Genomic DNA, 17,157 nt, shown 5'->3' on the forward strand with positions numbered 1-17,157 from the left:
GGCATTTGGATGCTTAAAAGTTAATAAACGTTGGCTTCAAACAACATATGCACATCACTAATCACTCCTTCTTTAAAACCACCCTCGCAATAGCACAAATAAAAATCCCACATCCGAATAAATTTTTCATCAAATCCAAGCGCTAGAACCTGTTCACGGGCAGCTAAAAAGTTTTTCCGCCAAAGATGTAGCGTTTGTGCATAACTTTGCCCAATATCTTCTAAATGTTTTAAACGCAATTTTTGTTCAGATGCAGTTTGAGTTAATACACTGATGCACGGAATAAAGCTGCCAGGGAAAATATAACGTTTAATATAATCCACAGTTTTTAAGGCTTTTTTATAACGCGCATCTTCAATGGTAATCGCTTGAATCAGTCCTAGCCCTTGCGGCTTCAACAAATTGCGACATTGTTTAAAATAGGTTGATAAATATTGCTCACCTACAGCTTCAATCATTTCAATGGAAACAAGTTTGTCGAATTTACCTTCCAGTAAGCGATAATCTTTTAATTGCACCTCTACCCGAGGTGCTAAACCTGCTGCTTGAATCCGGGCTACTGCTTCATCATATTGCGCTTGTGAAATAGTAATCGTAGTCACTTTACAACCATAGTTTTGTGCAGCATAAAGGGCAAAACCGCCCCAACCACTCCCAATTTCGACCAAATGATCCATCGGCTTTAGTTGTAATTTTTGACAAATCAATTCTTTTTTATACTCAGAAGCCTGTTCCAAAGTCATTTCAGCATCTTTAAACACAGCACTGGAATACATCATTGATGGATCTAGAAATAATTTAAAGAAATCATTGCTCAGGTCATAATGATCTGCAATATTTTTACGGCTGCCGTCAATTGAGTTCCTGCGTTTTTTATACCAAGCTTTTAAAAAAAATTGACTCGCCTGAGCAATAATATTTTGATTTAGCGTATCCAAAAGATCACGATTACGTGCCAAAATTTGAACCATCTCAACCAAATGATCAGTACTCCAATAACCTCGAATATAGCCTTCGGCGGCACCTAATACGCCATGCTTAAAAATCAATTCCACCAGTTTTTTATCATGGACCTGAACAACCGCAATTAACTCCATATTGTCGCCGACAAAACCATTCCACACCCCTTGAAATATAATTTGACCATGACGTAGCTTTAATAAACTTTGTAAAACCAAAGGCAGTGAGTCTTGTTCAGTGGAAATAAGTGCTTTCATGGCATTGTTTTTCCTTTGTCTTTTTTAGGATGTCGATAAAATGGTACTTTTTTCTTCCATAAGCGAAAAGCATTCAGATAAATTCCTGCCATCATTTTGAAAGGTTCAAAGACACTATAAATAGCATATCGATGCTGCTGTGAAGAAACTGTGATGGGCACTAATATAAATCGCATAGTCGCGTCAAATTGCAGTACATCCTGTTGAAAAAGCTGCATATGAATGACATTTTGCTGAGTAGAAAAATTAAAATTCCACAGGTAATTCATGTCCATTGGCATAAAAGGCGAGACATGAAATGATTTTTTAAACTTGAATTGATAACTGCTAAACTGCGAATGTTGTACTACGTTGTTACGGCAATCATGCACATATACTTTACGTTCATCCCAAGGCGTATTGGTTATTTCACTCAGAATAAACAGCGGCTTTTCATTGGCATCAAAAATAAAATAAAATACCACTGAGTTAAAACGAAAACCTAAAGTCCGTGGTAACGCTAAAACTCGAATCTGCGTATCTAAAGCCACTAAACTATTGGCTTGTTTTAATATTATTTTTTGAATTTTTTGCCGAATTGAACCGTGTTCTTCGATTAAAAAATCATTTGGATCAAGTTTAAGCAGATTCCATCGGCTAGATGACCATAAATAAGATTGCTGGGTAATCGATAGGATTTGATCTGGATCAAACCATAAATAATTCAACTGAGCTTCAAATTTATGTGACTTAGGCAAATAGCGTCGATGCCGTATCACTACAGGGGCTACAGCGAGTTTAGTCATCAACATTGCCTACTCCTAAATCACATCAGCCATATGTTTTTCTAATTGCTCTACTACTTGAGCAGCACTGCGTACCCCATCCTCATGGAAACCCCAGCCCCAATAAGCACCGCAAAATGATGTTCGATTTTGGCCATTAATATCTGACCAGCGTTGTTGCGCTTCTATAGCTTGGGCATTAAATACAGGATGGCGATAATCACGTTTGACTAAAATTTGCTTTGGATCAATTTGAAAGTTAGGATTTAACGTGGCAAATATTTGTGTTTGACAGGATAAATTTTGTAGTTTGTTCATCCAATAAGTAAACGCGTAATGAACCGTGGACTTCGAACTTCGCCTATCAAAGTTAGCTTGATCTGCAGTAACATGCACATGCCAACTCGCCCATTGAGATTTACACTTTGGCATAATAGTCAAATCACGATGTAGCACCATTTTGTTATCTTGATAAGTAAAATTAGACAACACCTCTTGCTCTTGTGCGGTAGGATCATTTAATAACTTTAGGCTATCATCGGCATGACTAGCCAAAACCACCCAGTCAAATTGCTGTGTATCACATTCTGTTTGCACAATCACTTGATCAGCTAAGCGAGACACACCGATTACCGCCAGTTTTTTAAACTCAATATTTGCTGACTGCTGCTGGATGGCTTGAACATAACGTGCAGAACCACCTTTGACGGTTTGCCATTGTGGACGATCTCTAAGCTGTAACATGCGATGATGTTGAAAAAAGCTCACAACGAATTTATAAGGAATTTTTCCCACTTGATCAATTGGACATGACCATAATGCCCCGCACATTGGATATAAATGCTCTCGGCGAAAAGCATCGGAATAAGCGTTTTGATTTAAATAGTCTTCAATACTCAATGTCGTATCATGCTCATCCACAATGACGTCTTTATTTGCGGCATAAAATTTAAAAAGATCAGAGAGCATGGCTCTAAAATTAGAATTTAAAAAGTTTTGTGGTCTACTCAGCAAAGAAATTTTTTTCGACGGATTATATTGTAACCCAGTGACCAGATTGTTGACTGAAAAACTCATATCACTGTTTTGTACTTTTACCCCTAACTCGGTGATCATTTGGCTAAACAATGGATAATTGTAATTATTGAATACGATAAAACCGCTATCGATAGCAAGTTTTTGCTCATCAATCATCAAGTCGTGAGTATCAGTATGTCCTCCAAAATAATTATTTTTCTCAAATACAGTTACCTGATGATGTTTTGAAAGTTTCCATGCGGCATACAATCCGGAAACACCTGAACCAATAATCGCAATTTTCATGAAGATTCCCCAGTTTAACTTTTCTTGGTCTTTGTTTTAATAAATATGTTTACTTTACTTGCTGATTGAGCAATTTTACTGACCTCATACACTCGTGCAGGAATTGGCTTTAATTCCCAGACCAAACCGACCCAAGACATAATTTTTAAAACATAGTAGGTAATATCAATTTGCCACCAATAAAAACCTTGGCGTGCGCTCCCCGCATAAAAATGGTGGTTGTTATGCCATCCCTCGCCCAAAGTAATAATGGATAAAAATAAGTTATTCCGACTTTGATCTTCTGTTTCAAAATCTCGACTTCCATATAAATGTGCCAGAGAGTTAATACATAACGTCGCGTGAATTAATAAAACGGTTGAAACGACGAATCCCCAAACCAACAGCTGTAAACCAGTTGTTGCAAGTGATGGATACACGACCGCGAGCCATTCACCTAAAGCATAAATTGCTAATGCAGTCAGAAGCACAATGATCAAACTAAAACGATCCAACCAAACTAGTTCAGGATATTTGAGCCAATCTTTAATCACTTCTTTACGCGTGGCAAAATTATAATCATTTAAAAACCACCCTACATGACTGTACCAAAAGCCATGTGTAGACGAGTGTGGATCCTGTGCTGTATCCGTAAATCGATGATGATAACGGTGATGCGCTGCCCACCACAAAGGCCCACGCTGGGCACTCATTGTTCCAATCAATACAAAAATAAATTGAACGACTCGATAAGTTTTAAAAGTCTTGTGGGATAAATATCGATGGAAAAATGCAGTAATTGAAAACATCCGAATCAGATAAAACATCAACATAAAAGCAAGGGCAAACCAGGATATCCCTACGTAAAAAACCGCCAGACATGCAAGATGCAGAAGGATAAAAGGAATAATACGCACCCATTGAATTTTTTTATTATCAGGTGAAATGGTCTGTGCCTGAACCGGTTTGGACCAACTGTCTATCCATTGCATAACACGATTCAACATAGACTGATCCTAATTTTCTAATCATCAGATTTTGTATGAAAGAGTTTAATCAATTCGAAATGAAATTTATGTGAAGTAAATAATTTTTTTTAATGGTACTGACAAGTGAATGGAGCTAGCAACATCAGTTTTTAGACCTTTTATATTCACTTTAATAAGATACCCTATAAGGCTGCGAACAAAACATCATGAACAAAAAACAATCAACTTGATATGATAAAATTATTAACTTAGCTGTAGATTCAAAGAATAAAACAAATTTTTAAACTGATGCTGATCATAAAAAAATAAATCAAATTTATGAAAGCTCGAAATAACGGCTTGTTTACCTTATTCACAGCACCTTGAGCGCAAGCAACTTTATATTAAAGAGTCTCGCTACCTACTTACCATCATCAATATTTTTAAATGCTTTAGAGAGCTGACTTAGTGTTTTAACTTGTTTTCCATAGCGGCGGCATGAACGGCAAAGCAATAAATGAATTTGTAAATTGCCCTGCTCTCGAAATTGAAGTGTTCGATCTAATCTTTCAGATAATAACTGGGTGGCTTGACGACAGGTTAACATGAGCAATCATCCTTCAATAACCATTTATTTTCTAAACATTCACGCAATCTTGTTCGACTTCTATACATGAGCACATTTAAATTAGTCACAGTCAGTCCTAGCTTTTCACAAATTTCATCTGAACTTAGTTCAATCATTTCTCTAAGCATGAAAACTTGTGCATATTTGGCTGGTAAATGATTCAAACAGGCATCAAAAATAATCCAAAAATCTTGTTGCTCCAATATTTCTTCTGGACTGGGCCATACTTGAGGTACTTCATATTTATTCCAATGCCCAGAAGCATCAAATAATGCATCTATACTTTGTTCACTGTCCTCATCATTAAACAATTCACTCATCGTCATTAAACGAGATTTTTGCCGAATTAAATCAAAAATCTTGTTTTTTAAAATCGCAAAAACCCACGTTTTAAAAGCTGCTCGGCCAGTAAAAGAATCAATATGTTGAAATGCGCTCATTAATGCTTCTTGAACAGCATCTTCAGCCTGCTGTAATGATGACAGTTGTAGAATTGCGAACTTCAGCATTTGTTGTCGTAACTCTATTACAAAGGCTGGATTTTGTAGTTGTTGTAATATTTCTTGATTCGCATTTTCAGGCTCTACGCTCATCCATTTTCCTCATCATTTGTATGGGGTAGATCTAACAATTTCAATCGAATTAATAGTACTTTTAACTCATCGATCTGGGTTTGAATCTGAACGCTAGAAAAATCAGGAAACGTCGCTTTTATTAAACTTCTAATATCTTGTTCAACTAACTCTTGTTGATTGAGTTGTTCAATCACCGCAGCGAATAAAACAGATAAGCTTTCTACGCAGATATTATCTTGATCATTTCGCCAAACCAATATAACACTAGGCATAGGCTCAACTTCAGCAATGATCGTGCTTGATGACCATTGGTAGACTGGATATTGATAAACGAGCACCCAGACTTGAGTATTTAACTGCCATTCACTCTGCCGAGTAAGGAGTTTTTTTTCAATTTGAAATGTATCTAGATAGAGTTCAAGCCATTCAAACTGTAATAGCTCAGCTAACCAGGGGTATTCATGTAAGCTGGGATGCTGACAATCTGTCAGATACTCTCTAAATTGTAGCGAAATATCATTATAAAACGGTGATTCACATTGCGCTTTTTGAAAAAACTCTGTTAATAACTTTTGCCACTGTATCGCAGGCAATATTGCACGAGTAATAGGAAAGACCAAGTCAATAAAAGAACAAACATTATTAAAAAGTAAATCTCGATAAATCTGCATTCGTTCCGCAGGAAGAGCTTTTGATAACTCAGATTGAGGAAAGCGAATCCAATTACAAAATTGCTGCTGCGTAGCTTGGAAAGATATTTGTGCTGTTTTCATCACTGCCCTCCTGCTGCTGAATTGTTTTAATTCTCGTCATTTCATCTTGTAACTCTTGCCATGACGGAATATTAAAATCACGCTCAAGTAATGTTGGTTTTACACCACACACTTGATAAGTATAATGTAATAATTGCCAGACGGAATCGCATACTTCAGTACCATGCGTATCAATCAATAGATTTTGTTCAACTTGTTCATGCCCAGCAATATGTATATAACGAATCCGTTCTTTTGGCATTGCTCGAATAAAGGCATACCCATCACTGCTATGGTTTATACTGTTTACATAGACGTTATTCACATCGAGTAATAACTCGCAGTCCGCCTGCTGAAGCACTTCAGATACAAAATCGGCCTCACTCATTTCAGCATTTGGCATCAAATAGGTTGAGACATTTTCGATCACCAGCCTTTTACCTAAAATATCTTGGACACGTAAAATACGTTCGGCTACATATTTAACTGCCGCCTCAGTCATTGGAATTGGCATCAAGTCGTATAAGTAGCCACGATCATGGGTATAACTTAAATGCTCGGAATAAATTGGGATATGATAATCTTCTAAAAACCCTTTAATTTTTTGAATAAATTCTAAATTGAGTGGATGTGGCCCACCAACGGATAAAGACAGCCCATGACAGATTAAAGGTGCTTTTTCTACACACCGAGCTAATAACTTTGCATGCCGACCACCAAAACCTATCCAATTTTCAGGCGCGATTTCAATAAAGTCTGGCACTTTTTTAGCACTTAGAAACTCATCAATAAAATCCCTTCTTAGCCCAAGCCCTACACCAGCCAAATTAACCATGGTGATACTCCAACTTTGGAAATGATGCCGTCTATGTGATTCATAGCGACATCATTCTTTAACTGATTGACTATTTACTACCACACTTGCCATCAGCAACTTTTTTATCAGCACCACATTTCGCATCCGTTGCTTTCTTCGTTGCACCACATTTACCATCTGCTACTTTTTTATCAGCACCACATTTTGCTTCAGCCGCTTTTTGTGATTTCGTCATTTTGTTCGATCCACACTTGGCTTCACCACATTTTGCATCACTGGCTTTCTTCGCATGGGTTTCTGTCGCATGCGTTGTTGGGGCTGCTGATACTTGAGTTACACCAGCTACAGATAAAGCTAGCAGTGCTGCAACTGATGTGATTGAGTTGAGTTTGTTCATTGTTCTATTCCTTTAAGATAATTTACCGTGTTGTACTCAGGTACATATAGTTAGACGACTTAAACTGCCATTTATTACAGTCCAAATTAAAAATTGTGTAAGAAACACAATTATCACCCGACTAATTACTATTCAATCGCAGTCGGTGTGAAATTATCGTGAACAATTTTATTTATGCTTTATCAAAAAAATACCAAATATTTTGTAGTCTCATAAAACATGGTGATGGTATCGCAGCACTTACACTGAGACTTTATTTAGTCCCTATATTCTGGATGGCAGGTACAAACAAACTTGTGCATTTTCAACAAACAGTGGAATGGTTTGGTAATACAGATTGGGGCTTAGGTTTACCATTCCCGATGCTGTTAGCAACCCTTGCTACTTCAGTTGAAATTATAGGAGCAATTCTATTAGCCCTTGGTTTCTTGACCCGCTTAATTAGCATTCCACTCATTATCACCATGCTTGTTGCCATCGTTACAGTACATTTACCAAATGGATGGCAAGCAATTGCTGATTCCAATGCTCCATTTGCTAGTGCTCAAGTCCTCGCTTCAACTGAAAAGTTAGAAAAGGCGCGTCAAATCTTAGAAACGTGTGGAAATTATGATTGGTTAACCTCAAGTGGATCATTTGTCATCTTAAATAATGGTATTGAGTTTGCCGTAACCTACTTAGTCATGCTGTTAGCATTAATTGTGTTGGGCGGTGGGCGCTACCTAAGTCTAGATTATTGTGTGAAGCGTTTATTTTTAAAAGAAAAAGTGTAAAAAGAATTATAGCTAAATAATTAAGGTATCGAATATTGCTTTAATTTAACTCATCTCAAAACTTGCATTACTAAAGCAGCCTTACCATCTGATATTAAGCCATTTGATTAAGCCCAAATGAGACAAGCTATATGGAGATATTAAAATAAAAATAGAAGAAGCAATTTCAGTGATAAAAGTTCAGGAATTAGATTCAAAAAGTTAATTATAAAACAGAGAATTAAACTGGAGTCTAAATCTATCTAATCCATTCTAATTCCGCTCTATTCAATCCAAAATTTATATAGGAGACGTGAAATAAAATCAAAGCAAAAAAAAGACCCTTAACAATTTAAGGGTCTTTTTAAATATTTGGCGGAAGCGGTGTTAGTCAAATTAAACAACCAAACCACTGATAAACATACAAAAAATAATTTAATTTTAGTTTTTTACTGTTATTTTTACTACAATAAAATTTCAACCAATCATTTGTTTATATTTCATTCACCTGACACTATTCTTGCTTAGTAAGCTAATGATTGTAAATTACAAATCATCTTAAACTACCCATTCTAAGACAGTTCATGTAATTTTACCTCAATTAAGAGTTCATTCGAGAATATATTCAATTAGAAGATTTTATATTCCCCGCCCCACGTAGTGGTGAAATGCTTTCCGACATGCCATTGACTACACTAATCAAGCGTATGCATGAACAAGAACTAAAAAATGGCTTAGGCTATATTGATCCAAAACAGAATCGTATAATTACCACACATGGCTTTCGGTCTACTTTTCGTGACTGGTCTGCGGAAAAAACTAATTATGCGCGTGAAGTCTGTGAACATGTATTAGCGCACAAACTACCAGATAAAGTTGAAGCTTCTTACTTGCGTGGAGATTATCTAGATAAACGTAAAGAATTAATGGCAGATTGGGCAGAGCACTGCTCTACGCTTACAGAGTGATGTAACACATAAACCTTGTATTTCGCCTAACCAAATAATAATCTTACCCTTTATATTTATCATAGAGCCAACATGTCAATACAAACTATAAGCAGTACCATAACAAGGTTAAATAAGGAGTTAGCAGATATTACTCATCGAATGAGCTTAGAGCAGAAAAAGGGAGCTGATATAATTTCTAAAATTTTACAAATTCAAAATTCTATCGGGAAGACAACTAGCCCCTCTACATTAAAAACAAAGTTATCAGAAATTAGTAGGAAAGAACAAGAAAACGCTCGTATACAATCAAAACTTTCAGACTTACAAAAGAAAAAGATTGATATTGATAATAAGCTGCTGAAAGAAAAGCAGAACCTTATAAAAGAAGAAATACTGGAAAGAAAAAAATTAGAGGTCCTGACTAAAAAACAGCAGAAAGACGAAATTGAACATCAAAAGAAGCTGAAACGTGAAATTGATGCTATTAAAGCTTCTACCCAATATATTACTGATGTTTCAATATCATCTTACAACAATACAATACCTGAGACGGAACCAGAATATGATTTGTTTATTTCACACGCTTCAGAAGATAAAGAAGATTTTGTCAGACCGCTTGCAGAGACATTACAGCAACTTGGAGTAAACGTTTGGTACGATGAATTCACGTTAAAAGTTGGGGACAGTTTACGTCAAAAAATTGATAGTGGTCTCCGAAACTCTAAATACGGTACCGTTGTTCTTTCAACTGACTTTATTAAGAAAGACTGGACCAACTATGAACTTGATGGCTTAGTAGCTCGAGAAATGAATGGCCATAAAATGATTTTACCGATTTGGCACAAAATTACTAAAAATGACGTTTTAGATTATAGTCCGAATTTAGCCGATAAACTCGCCTTAAATACTTCTGTAAATAGTATTGAGGAAATTGCCCATCAATTAGCTGATGTTATCTTAAATCGATAAGCGCCTTCTAAAAATTAAAATTTTGACTGAGATTTACAAATAACCTAATTCTCAGTCAACTTTTGAACACCCTACAATTTAGACACTTTACAATCAATAATTTAATTATAACTAAAACAATTTTTTTTGTGATGAGTAATACTGAATTCACAAATATTGATGTATATTGAAACAATAAAACCAAATAATTTATATAAAATCAAAAACTTAAAAAATTCTTCTTTAGCCATTTCCGCCCTTTAATATTTCTTTTGATATAAGAAATCGATTCTTCATATTTGTATCCAAGCCAAATTAATGTTATATATTTAACAAATAAGTTGAGTATACAACATGAAAATATCTTTACTCATATCCTCTTTGCCTACACAGAACACATCTACACGTATGAGAGTATGGCGTTCTCTTAAAGCAAGTGGAGCCGCAATCCTTAGAGATGGTGTGTATTTACTTCCCATTTCTCATAGCGAGAAATTTGATCCTATTGCAAGTGACGTTATTTCAGAGCAAGGCTCTGCGTATGTATTCCATGCGGAGCAGCCTTTAAACCTTGAATTAGCTCCTTTCTTCAGTCGAAAAGAAGAATACGATGTCCTCTATAAACAACTCTCTGAGTTAAGAGATCGTCAATCTAAAGATGAAAAGAAAGAGCTGCTCAAGCAAATCCGTAAATTAAGAAAAAGTATCGATGCACTCGTAGAAATTGACTATTACCCCGATGAGACTCAAGCACAGGTACTAAATGAACTTTCTGCTTTAGAGCTTTCAATAGCTCGACTTGGTGAAGTGAATGAGCCTCAAGCAATACAAGCACATATTCAACTTCTAGATAAAAATAGTTATCAAAACAAAATATGGGCAACTCGTAAGAGACCTTGGATTGATCGTCTAGCCTCTGCATGGCTAATCAAGACTTTTATTGATTCAACTCCTACATTTATTTGGTTAGAAACACCAAGTGAATGTCCAGAAGAAGCTTTAGGATTCGATTTTGATGGTGCAGCTTTCAGTCATATCAATCACTGGGTTACCTTCGAAGTTCTTTTACATAGTTTTAATTTAGAAACACCTGCTTTGAAAAAAATTGCAGAGATTGTCCACTATCTTGATATTGGCGGGATTGAGCCACCCGAAGCTTCAGGCATAGAAACCGTCTTTGCAGGAATACATGAAAACATTACAGATGATGACCAATTATTAGTCGCATCAAATGCAATCTTTAATGGCCTATTGTCTAGCTTTAATAAAAATAGCTCTGTACTGAATGATTAAACGCATCAAATACTTTTTAAATTTCAAAAATTTAGGTGAAATAGCAATGAATACAAATGAAGATTCCACTGCTTTAGCTGAAAGCATTCCCCCACATGAACTTCATGGTGTTTCATTTCGTGAAGCTTTTTGGGTATGGCTTAAAGTAGCTGCGCTTAGCTTTGGTGGACCTGCGGGGCAAATCGCAGTAATGCATAAAATTTTAGTTGAAGAGAAACAATGGATTAGTGAAACGCGTTTTTTACATGCCTTAAATTACTGTACACTTGTTCCTGGTCCTGAAGCACATAAGTTGGCTGTATACATAGGTTGGTTATTACACCGAACACGTGGCGGACTCGTTGCGGGTACTCTCTTTATTTTACCGGGTCTACTTGCATTAGGAATACTAAGCTGGATTTATGCAAGTTATGGTCAGATTAGTATTGTTCAAGCATTATTCTTTGGATTAAAAGCAGCCGTACTTGCAGTAGTTCTTGAAGCTGTCATGCGTGTAGGTCGTCGAGCCTTAAAAAACAAGGTGATGGTCATTGTCGCTATCTTGTCATTTATCGGCATCTTTATCTTTGCTTTGCCTTTTCCATTTATTATTTTAGTTGCTGCGCTTATCGGTTACATCGGAAATAAAAGTGGAAGTAAAGCATTTAACGCCTCCTCATCTCATTCTGACGCTAATAGCTCTAATGCTTCATTAGCAGCTATTGATGCTGCTTTTGCTAAGCAGATCCCAGAGCATGTACAACCTTCCCATACAAGAGCTCTAAAAATTACTCTCATTGGTTTGGTCTTATGGCTCGGCCCACTTATAGCTTTTATTACTTTAATGGGCAAAGATAATGTTTATACGCATATCGCTCTATTCTTCAGCAAAATGTCCGTACTTACGTTTGGTGGTGCTTATGCAATTTTATCTTATGTTGCACAGCAAGCCGTCGAAAACTTCCATTGGCTTAAACCTAGTGAAATGCTGATCGGACTTGGTATGGCTGAAACCACCCCTGGCCCCCTGATTAGTGTAGTTCAGTTTGTAGGCTTTATGGCAGCGTATCGAGACCCAGGATCATTGAATCCTGCCTTGGCTGGTACTCTTGGAGGTATATTAGCGAAATGGGTAACATTTGTACCCTCTTTTCTATTCATTTTTATTGGTGCTCCATATATTGAAGCATTAAGAAATAATAAGGCTTTAAATGCCATACTTTCGACAATTACAGCAGCTGTTGTTGGAGTGATCCTTAATCTATCAGTGTGGTTTGCATTACATACATTATTTGCTGAAGTTAATGTAATTCATAAATATGGAATGGTTTTACAAGTTCCAGTTTTATCCAGCATTAACCCATGGTCACTAATGTTATCAATCATAGCTATGCTTGCTTTATTCCGTTTCAAACTTGGAATGATGACTACTTTAGCTGGTTGCTGCGCTATAGGAATTATTCTTCACTTTTTCGGGATAAGCGGCTAATCACTTATAACTATATAAAAATGTTTTAGTTGGACTTATTTGTCCAACTAAAACCATTCAATAATTCAAATAAAATGTATTTCAACACTTGCATGCACAATTTCTTCATGGATAGAGAGTGCCTGTTTCACTACATCTGGTGTTAAATCTACACCTGTACTCTCTAAAGCCAAGATGCAAGAAAACTTGCCTCTACCAACTTTCCAAACATGTAAATCAGTAATATTAACTTGAGGAAATTCCTCTATAACCTCTTTGATTTCATCAACCACAGGGTGAGACATTTCTGCATCGAGTAGTGTCTTTCCTGTCTCATTTAATAATCCCCATGACCATTTAGCGACAAGAATAGCTCCAACTACACCTAATAGTGCATCTAAGAAACTCCAACCAAAATATTTCCCCGCAAACAATGCAACAATTGCCAATACAGAAGTAACCGCATCAGCTACTACATGCAGAAACGCCGCCTTTTGATTTAAGTCATGATGATCGTGGTGGTGGTCGTGTTCATGGTGATGATCATGCTCGTGGTGATGGTGGTGGCCTCCGTCATGTAATAACCATGCACAAACCAAGTTTACCAATAAACCAACAATTGCAATTGGTATTGCCTCATTGTAATGAATATTCACGGGATTCATTAATCGATCGATAGATTGAATACCCATTAAAAGTGCTACAACCATAAGTAAAATAGCACTACTGTACCCTGCTAGAATCTCAATTTTCCAAGTACCAAAACTAAATCGCTGATCATGAGCATAATGTCGGGCCATTCGATATGCGAAATAAGCTAAGCCGAGAGCAACCATATGTGAACTCATATGCCAGCCATCTGCGAGTAAGGCCATCGAATTAAAAATCCATCCCCCCAATATCTCTAGTACCATCATGATTGCTGTAAGAATTGTCGCAATCAGTATTTTCTTTTGTGCTAAAGGATTTCCTTCATCGAATTGATGAGAATGACGACGATCTAAGTTACTATGAAGTTGCATAAATTTTATCTTTCCAAGATACTCCCCCCAGTATATATTTTTTTTAGGAAAAATCATGTCTCATTTGCATCAAGATAAAAAAATACTTAATCGCATCAAGCGGATTCAAGGACAGGTTACTTCTGTTGAAAAGTCATTATTAACACCTGAAAGCTCTTGTCTTGAAGTATTACAACAAGTTGCAGCAATTAAAGGTGCTGTTAATGGGTTAATGCAGCAACTTCTTGAACAACATTTAAGAGAACATGTATTGAAAGGGGATCAAAATTTTGATGAAGAAGAAATGAAACAGTACTTATTATTATTAGATCGTTATTCAAAATGAGTAGAACAAAATGTTCTACTCATTTTTATTATTAATGGCAGTGACGATCCCCTGTCTTGCTATTCGTGTGGCAGCCTGAAGAATCAGTACCACCTGAATGAGCAAAAGCATTTGTTACCGCAAGCCCCATTAAACATACCAAGATTAGTTTTTTCATGTTGTTCCCCTTTTTTTATTGAACAATAAAATAAGCTTATAATTGTACAACAAACAAACGGAATCTTTCTAAGTCATTAGTCGAAAAAGAGTTATTTAGGCCACTTTTCATGATAGTCATCAATAATATATTCATGGACGTGTACTCCATTGATTCGATGCTGCTGCAAATGCTCATGATCTGGAGGTAAATCATCATGACTGTGGGGTAAAAGAGCCTCATCCTGTGATGGCCACAAACGCATTGCAAGTAATAAAGAAATCGTTGCAATCACTGCCATCGGTATAAAAGTTTGTAATGTTCCTATGTTAGTAGTGAGCCATCCAACCAAGGGATAAGTCACTAACCAGCAAGCATGTGAAAACGCAAATTGCGCTGCGAATAGAGAGGTCCTACTCTCACTCGATGCAGATTTTCGAATCAAACGGCCTGTAGGTGTTTGTGAAACAGAATATCCAATACCAAGCACAAACCAAAGTACAAGCAAACCATTATAAGATGTAATGAAATAACCACTTAACAGCCCAATTACAAGAATTGTTGTTCCCGTCAACATCACTGATCGATCTGGGAACTTATCCAATATCTTAGGCAAAATGAAAGCCGAAAGCATTGAACCAAATCCAAATAAACCAAAAGCCCAAGTAGTCGCATTTTCAGTTAGCTTAAATGTCGATTGAACCAATACCACGGTATTTACAATCACTACAGCGCTTGCTGACGCAATTGCTAAATTGAGAGCAAGCAATGCTTTAAGTCTAGGCGTATTAAAATAAATTTTAGCTCCCTGCTTAATACGGCTATAAACACCTCTAAACGCAGGTACTTTGGCAACTGGTAATTTCGCACTTACCACAAACAAAGCAGAACCGATAAAACCTAATACCGTTCCCAAAAATAAGTTGTGATAACTCATCAAAGTTAATAAAAATGCCGCGAGCATCGGACTAATAATATTTTCTAAATCATAGGCCAATCGTGATAATGATAGCGCATTGGTATAGTCTTTTTCTTCAGGTAAAACATCTGGAATCATTGCCTGAAATGTTGGTGTAAATGCAGCAGAAGCAGATTGCAAAATAAAAATGAGAATATAAATTTGCCAAATTTGTGTCACAAACGGTAGACACAATGCTGTTAATGCTCGAATAACATCTAGCCCAACCAATACTTTTTTTCTTGGTAATCGCTCAGCAAATGCAGATGCTATAGGCGCTACACCGATATAAGCAATCATCTTAATTGCCAATGCAATACCAAGAACTTGGGCTGCTTCCCCCTTTGCAATATCGTACGCCTGTAAAGCTAGGGCGATTGTGATTAACCCCGTTCCGATTAGCGCTATTACTTGGGCCAAAAACAAATGCCGATATGTTGTGTTTTTTAGTACTTCTAGCATCTTATGGATTCCTTTTAGAACCTGACTTCTTTAGCAATTGAATCTCCTTGGAATATTATTCCAAGGAGATTGATCAAAACTTAAAAGACTTTCTTCATTTCACTAAACTGCCCTTCTACAAGTAGAGTTACAGTCACTGGATTTTCCGTACGGTTACGCCAGAACCAACCATGCTTGCCATCAAAAGCTGCCTTTAAGACACCCTGCTGAGTTGTTTCATTCTTTCCTTTTCCATAGCCATGATAGAACCCTTTAGGAGCGTTCACTGGATCACCATGGGTATCATAATTAAGACCACCTCCAACAGCTTTCCAGTCAAAGTTGACACTTGCACTTTGTGGCATCGTCAGTTTCACTTCGGTTGCTTGGCCCGGTTTAAGCTCAATACTAATGCTCTCTTTATTAATAGCAGGCATAATCATTTGAGCATTATCAGTTGCCGTTTGAGTCGAAGTTTCTACTGATATTTGTTCAACACTATTCACTGCCTGTGCAGCATTGATACCATTTTCTGACTCTTCAGTTAGTGATTGTTTGATTTCTCCCATTTTCGTTAAACCAAGCACTTTACCCATACCTGTCGGATCAATTGCATACTCCGCAGGCATGACACAGGTAACTAGCACAATAACGGCACTTACGGCAGCAATTGCTGTTGATTTAATTAACTTTTTTGATGAAGGTAATTCGATATCTTTTGGAATTTCAGCGTTATACATAATTTAGATCCTTATTGAGTAATGAAGCCAGTAAGTTGATAGCCAACAAGTAAAAAACCGAGGAACATGAGGAAGACATTGCTTTGATAAGCTGTTTTAAAGAAATAAGGTGTCTTTCTCCAAAACGTCATTAATAACAAGATGATGCACAGAGCCATAAACTGGCCTAATTCAACCCCAATATTGAATGAGATTAAATTTGCCAACAGTCCATCACTCGGAACTTCATATTCCTGAATTTTTACTGCGAGTCCAAAACCATGAATCAGACCAAAAATTAAAGTCGCGATTTTCGTGTTTGGTTGAAAACCAAACCAACGCTGATAAGCCCCCAAGTTATCTAGAGCCTTATAAACAATCGAAAAACCAATGATTGCATCAATGATGTAGGCGTTTATCGAGATATTGTAATAAACACCCACCAGCATCGTAATCGAATGCCCAAGTGCAAATAGGCTGACGTACAAGCCGATATCTTTCATTCGGTATAAGAAGAAGATAATGCCAACAAGAAATAGTAAATGGTCATATCCAGTGACCATATGCTTCGCACCCAAATAGATGAATGGAATCACATGAATGCCATAAATTTCTTGAATATAGCCCTTATCACCTTCCGCTACTCCATGAGCAAAAAGTGTAGGGCTTACCAATGTAATGAATAAAGCAAGTAATAGCTTTATGTAAGCACTTAATTTCACAATGTGTGAAGCAATAATTTGCAT

At 36.7% G+C, this 17,157-nt stretch carries 20 protein-coding genes; 6 read left to right on the forward strand and 14 right to left on the reverse strand.

Going from position 1 to position 17,157, the window contains the following annotated elements:
- Window positions 1-20: 20 nt before the first annotated feature.
- The 9 genes from L3V46_RS15705 to L3V46_RS15745 form a co-directional block, all read right to left on the reverse strand.
- A complete protein-coding gene (locus L3V46_RS15705; protein WP_239046216.1) occupies window positions 21-1,217 on the reverse strand; it encodes a cyclopropane-fatty-acyl-phospholipid synthase family protein in 1,197 nt (398 codons plus the stop codon).
- On the reverse strand, window positions 1,214-2,008 hold the full coding sequence (locus L3V46_RS15710) for a DUF1365 domain-containing protein (RefSeq protein WP_004819743.1): 795 nt from the start codon (window positions 2,006-2,008) through the stop codon (window positions 1,214-1,216). Before L3V46_RS15710 ends, L3V46_RS15705 begins: the two co-directional genes overlap by 4 nt.
- Window positions 2,009-2,017: 9 nt before the next feature.
- Window positions 2,018-3,304 (reverse strand): FAD-dependent oxidoreductase, encoded by a 1,287-nt coding sequence (locus L3V46_RS15715; RefSeq protein WP_239046217.1) that lies wholly within the window; start codon window positions 3,302-3,304, stop codon window positions 2,018-2,020.
- Between the two features lie 14 nt (window positions 3,305-3,318).
- The gene (locus L3V46_RS15720; RefSeq protein ID WP_228128974.1) at window positions 3,319-4,275 is read right to left on the reverse strand and encodes an acyl-CoA desaturase; all 957 of its coding nucleotides are present in this window, start codon (window positions 4,273-4,275) and stop codon (window positions 3,319-3,321) included.
- Between the two features lie 397 nt (window positions 4,276-4,672).
- Window positions 4,673-4,858, reverse strand: coding sequence for a zf-HC2 domain-containing protein (locus L3V46_RS15725; RefSeq protein ID WP_004819735.1), 186 nt, complete (start codon window positions 4,856-4,858; stop codon window positions 4,673-4,675).
- The gene (locus tag L3V46_RS15730; protein ID WP_004819732.1) at window positions 4,852-5,472 is read right to left on the reverse strand and encodes an RNA polymerase factor sigma-70; all 621 of its coding nucleotides are present in this window, start codon (window positions 5,470-5,472) and stop codon (window positions 4,852-4,854) included. Before L3V46_RS15730 ends, L3V46_RS15725 begins: the two co-directional genes overlap by 7 nt.
- A complete protein-coding gene (locus L3V46_RS15735; protein ID WP_004819731.1) occupies window positions 5,469-6,227 on the reverse strand; it encodes a putative DNA-binding domain-containing protein in 759 nt (252 codons plus the stop codon). Before L3V46_RS15735 ends, L3V46_RS15730 begins: the two co-directional genes overlap by 4 nt.
- The gene (locus L3V46_RS15740; RefSeq protein WP_004819728.1) at window positions 6,178-7,041 is read right to left on the reverse strand and encodes a DUF692 domain-containing protein; all 864 of its coding nucleotides are present in this window, start codon (window positions 7,039-7,041) and stop codon (window positions 6,178-6,180) included. Before L3V46_RS15740 ends, L3V46_RS15735 begins: the two co-directional genes overlap by 50 nt.
- A gap of 70 nt (window positions 7,042-7,111) precedes the next feature.
- A complete protein-coding gene (locus L3V46_RS15745) occupies window positions 7,112-7,420 on the reverse strand; it encodes a hypothetical protein (protein WP_004819727.1) in 309 nt (102 codons plus the stop codon).
- A 158-nt stretch (window positions 7,421-7,578) separates the two neighbouring features.
- Here L3V46_RS15745 and L3V46_RS15750 point away from each other — a divergent pair, with 158 nt between their 5' ends.
- The 5 genes from L3V46_RS15750 to chrA all read left to right on the forward strand — a co-directional run bounded on the left by L3V46_RS15750 (window position 7,579) and on the right by chrA (window position 12,831).
- Window positions 7,579-8,193, forward strand: a complete 615-nt coding sequence (locus L3V46_RS15750) for a DoxX family protein (protein ID WP_034617837.1) — start codon at window positions 7,579-7,581, stop codon at window positions 8,191-8,193.
- A 659-nt stretch (window positions 8,194-8,852) separates the two neighbouring features.
- Complete coding sequence (locus tag L3V46_RS15755; RefSeq protein WP_001131666.1) at window positions 8,853-9,140, forward strand: hypothetical protein; 288 nt, start codon at window positions 8,853-8,855, stop codon at window positions 9,138-9,140.
- A 72-nt stretch (window positions 9,141-9,212) separates the two neighbouring features.
- The gene (locus L3V46_RS15760) at window positions 9,213-10,091 is read left to right on the forward strand and encodes a TIR domain-containing protein (RefSeq protein WP_239046218.1); all 879 of its coding nucleotides are present in this window, start codon (window positions 9,213-9,215) and stop codon (window positions 10,089-10,091) included.
- A gap of 333 nt (window positions 10,092-10,424) precedes the next feature.
- Window positions 10,425-11,363 carry a chromate resistance protein ChrB domain-containing protein gene (locus tag L3V46_RS15765; RefSeq protein WP_002065076.1) on the forward strand — a complete coding sequence of 313 codons (939 nt, stop codon included), beginning with the start codon at window positions 10,425-10,427 and terminating at the stop codon, window positions 11,361-11,363.
- 46 nt (window positions 11,364-11,409) lie between these two features.
- Window positions 11,410-12,831 (forward strand): chromate efflux transporter, encoded by a 1,422-nt coding sequence (gene chrA, locus L3V46_RS15770; protein ID WP_002040866.1) that lies wholly within the window; start codon window positions 11,410-11,412, stop codon window positions 12,829-12,831.
- A gap of 65 nt (window positions 12,832-12,896) precedes the next feature.
- On the opposite strand, the gene dmeF is transcribed toward chrA, so the two are convergent.
- The gene (dmeF, locus tag L3V46_RS15775; protein ID WP_001175951.1) at window positions 12,897-13,832 is read right to left on the reverse strand and encodes a CDF family Co(II)/Ni(II) efflux transporter DmeF; all 936 of its coding nucleotides are present in this window, start codon (window positions 13,830-13,832) and stop codon (window positions 12,897-12,899) included.
- Between the two features lie 55 nt (window positions 13,833-13,887).
- Between dmeF and L3V46_RS15780 the strand changes: the two genes are divergently transcribed.
- Window positions 13,888-14,157 carry a metal/formaldehyde-sensitive transcriptional repressor gene (locus L3V46_RS15780; protein ID WP_000018740.1) on the forward strand — a complete coding sequence of 90 codons (270 nt, stop codon included), beginning with the start codon at window positions 13,888-13,890 and terminating at the stop codon, window positions 14,155-14,157.
- 31 nt (window positions 14,158-14,188) lie between these two features.
- Here the strand turns inward: L3V46_RS15780 and L3V46_RS15785 are convergent, their stop codons facing one another.
- The 4 genes from L3V46_RS15785 to L3V46_RS15800 form a co-directional block, all read right to left on the reverse strand.
- Window positions 14,189-14,314: a YHYH domain-containing protein gene (locus L3V46_RS15785; RefSeq protein ID WP_000733641.1), complete on the reverse strand. Its 126-nt coding sequence runs from the start codon at window positions 14,312-14,314 to the stop codon at window positions 14,189-14,191.
- 91 nt (window positions 14,315-14,405) lie between these two features.
- Window positions 14,406-15,713, reverse strand: a complete 1,308-nt coding sequence (locus L3V46_RS15790) for an MFS transporter (RefSeq protein ID WP_000895211.1) — start codon at window positions 15,711-15,713, stop codon at window positions 14,406-14,408.
- 80 nt (window positions 15,714-15,793) lie between these two features.
- Window positions 15,794-16,432 (reverse strand): hypothetical protein, encoded by a 639-nt coding sequence (locus L3V46_RS15795; RefSeq protein ID WP_000282061.1) that lies wholly within the window; start codon window positions 16,430-16,432, stop codon window positions 15,794-15,796.
- Window positions 16,433-16,443: 11 nt separating this feature from the next.
- Complete coding sequence (locus L3V46_RS15800; RefSeq protein WP_001165581.1) at window positions 16,444-17,157, reverse strand: HupE/UreJ family protein; 714 nt, start codon at window positions 17,155-17,157, stop codon at window positions 16,444-16,446.

The sequence above is a fragment of the Acinetobacter sp. AG3 genome, from assembly GCF_022343575.1.
Classification (GTDB): domain Bacteria; phylum Pseudomonadota; class Gammaproteobacteria; order Pseudomonadales; family Moraxellaceae; genus Acinetobacter; species Acinetobacter guillouiae.

What these genes read in the sequence shown, in the direction of transcription:
- L3V46_RS15705 (WP_239046216.1), bottom strand. Translation starts at nt 1,217, where the DNA reads ATGAAAGCACTTATTTCCACTGAACAAGACTCACTGCCTTTGGTTTTA.
- L3V46_RS15710 (WP_004819743.1), bottom strand. Translation starts at nt 2,008, where the DNA reads ATGTTGATGACTAAACTCGCTGTAGCCCCTGTAGTGATACGGCATCGA.
- L3V46_RS15715 (WP_239046217.1), bottom strand. Translation starts at nt 3,304, where the DNA reads ATGAAAATTGCGATTATTGGTTCAGGTGTTTCCGGATTGTATGCCGCA.
- L3V46_RS15720 (WP_228128974.1), bottom strand. Translation starts at nt 4,275, where the DNA reads ATGCAATGGATAGACAGTTGGTCCAAACCGGTTCAGGCACAGACCATT.
- L3V46_RS15725 (WP_004819735.1), bottom strand. Translation starts at nt 4,858, where the DNA reads ATGTTAACCTGTCGTCAAGCCACCCAGTTATTATCTGAAAGATTAGAT.
- L3V46_RS15730 (WP_004819732.1), bottom strand. Translation starts at nt 5,472, where the DNA reads ATGAGCGTAGAGCCTGAAAATGCGAATCAAGAAATATTACAACAACTA.
- L3V46_RS15735 (WP_004819731.1), bottom strand. Translation starts at nt 6,227, where the DNA reads ATGAAAACAGCACAAATATCTTTCCAAGCTACGCAGCAGCAATTTTGT.
- L3V46_RS15740 (WP_004819728.1), bottom strand. Translation starts at nt 7,041, where the DNA reads ATGGTTAATTTGGCTGGTGTAGGGCTTGGGCTAAGAAGGGATTTTATT.
- L3V46_RS15745 (WP_004819727.1), bottom strand. Translation starts at nt 7,420, where the DNA reads ATGAACAAACTCAACTCAATCACATCAGTTGCAGCACTGCTAGCTTTA.
- L3V46_RS15755 (WP_001131666.1), top strand. Translation starts at nt 8,853, where the DNA reads ATGCCATTGACTACACTAATCAAGCGTATGCATGAACAAGAACTAAAA.
- L3V46_RS15760 (WP_239046218.1), top strand. Translation starts at nt 9,213, where the DNA reads ATGTCAATACAAACTATAAGCAGTACCATAACAAGGTTAAATAAGGAG.
- L3V46_RS15765 (WP_002065076.1), top strand. Translation starts at nt 10,425, where the DNA reads ATGAAAATATCTTTACTCATATCCTCTTTGCCTACACAGAACACATCT.
- chrA (WP_002040866.1), top strand. Translation starts at nt 11,410, where the DNA reads ATGAATACAAATGAAGATTCCACTGCTTTAGCTGAAAGCATTCCCCCA.
- dmeF (WP_001175951.1), bottom strand. Translation starts at nt 13,832, where the DNA reads ATGCAACTTCATAGTAACTTAGATCGTCGTCATTCTCATCAATTCGAT.
- L3V46_RS15780 (WP_000018740.1), top strand. Translation starts at nt 13,888, where the DNA reads ATGTCTCATTTGCATCAAGATAAAAAAATACTTAATCGCATCAAGCGG.
- L3V46_RS15785 (WP_000733641.1), bottom strand. Translation starts at nt 14,314, where the DNA reads ATGAAAAAACTAATCTTGGTATGTTTAATGGGGCTTGCGGTAACAAAT.
- L3V46_RS15790 (WP_000895211.1), bottom strand. Translation starts at nt 15,713, where the DNA reads ATGCTAGAAGTACTAAAAAACACAACATATCGGCATTTGTTTTTGGCC.
- L3V46_RS15795 (WP_000282061.1), bottom strand. Translation starts at nt 16,432, where the DNA reads ATGTATAACGCTGAAATTCCAAAAGATATCGAATTACCTTCATCAAAA.
- L3V46_RS15800 (WP_001165581.1), bottom strand. Translation starts at nt 17,157, where the DNA reads ATGCAAATTATTGCTTCACACATTGTGAAATTAAGTGCTTACATAAAG.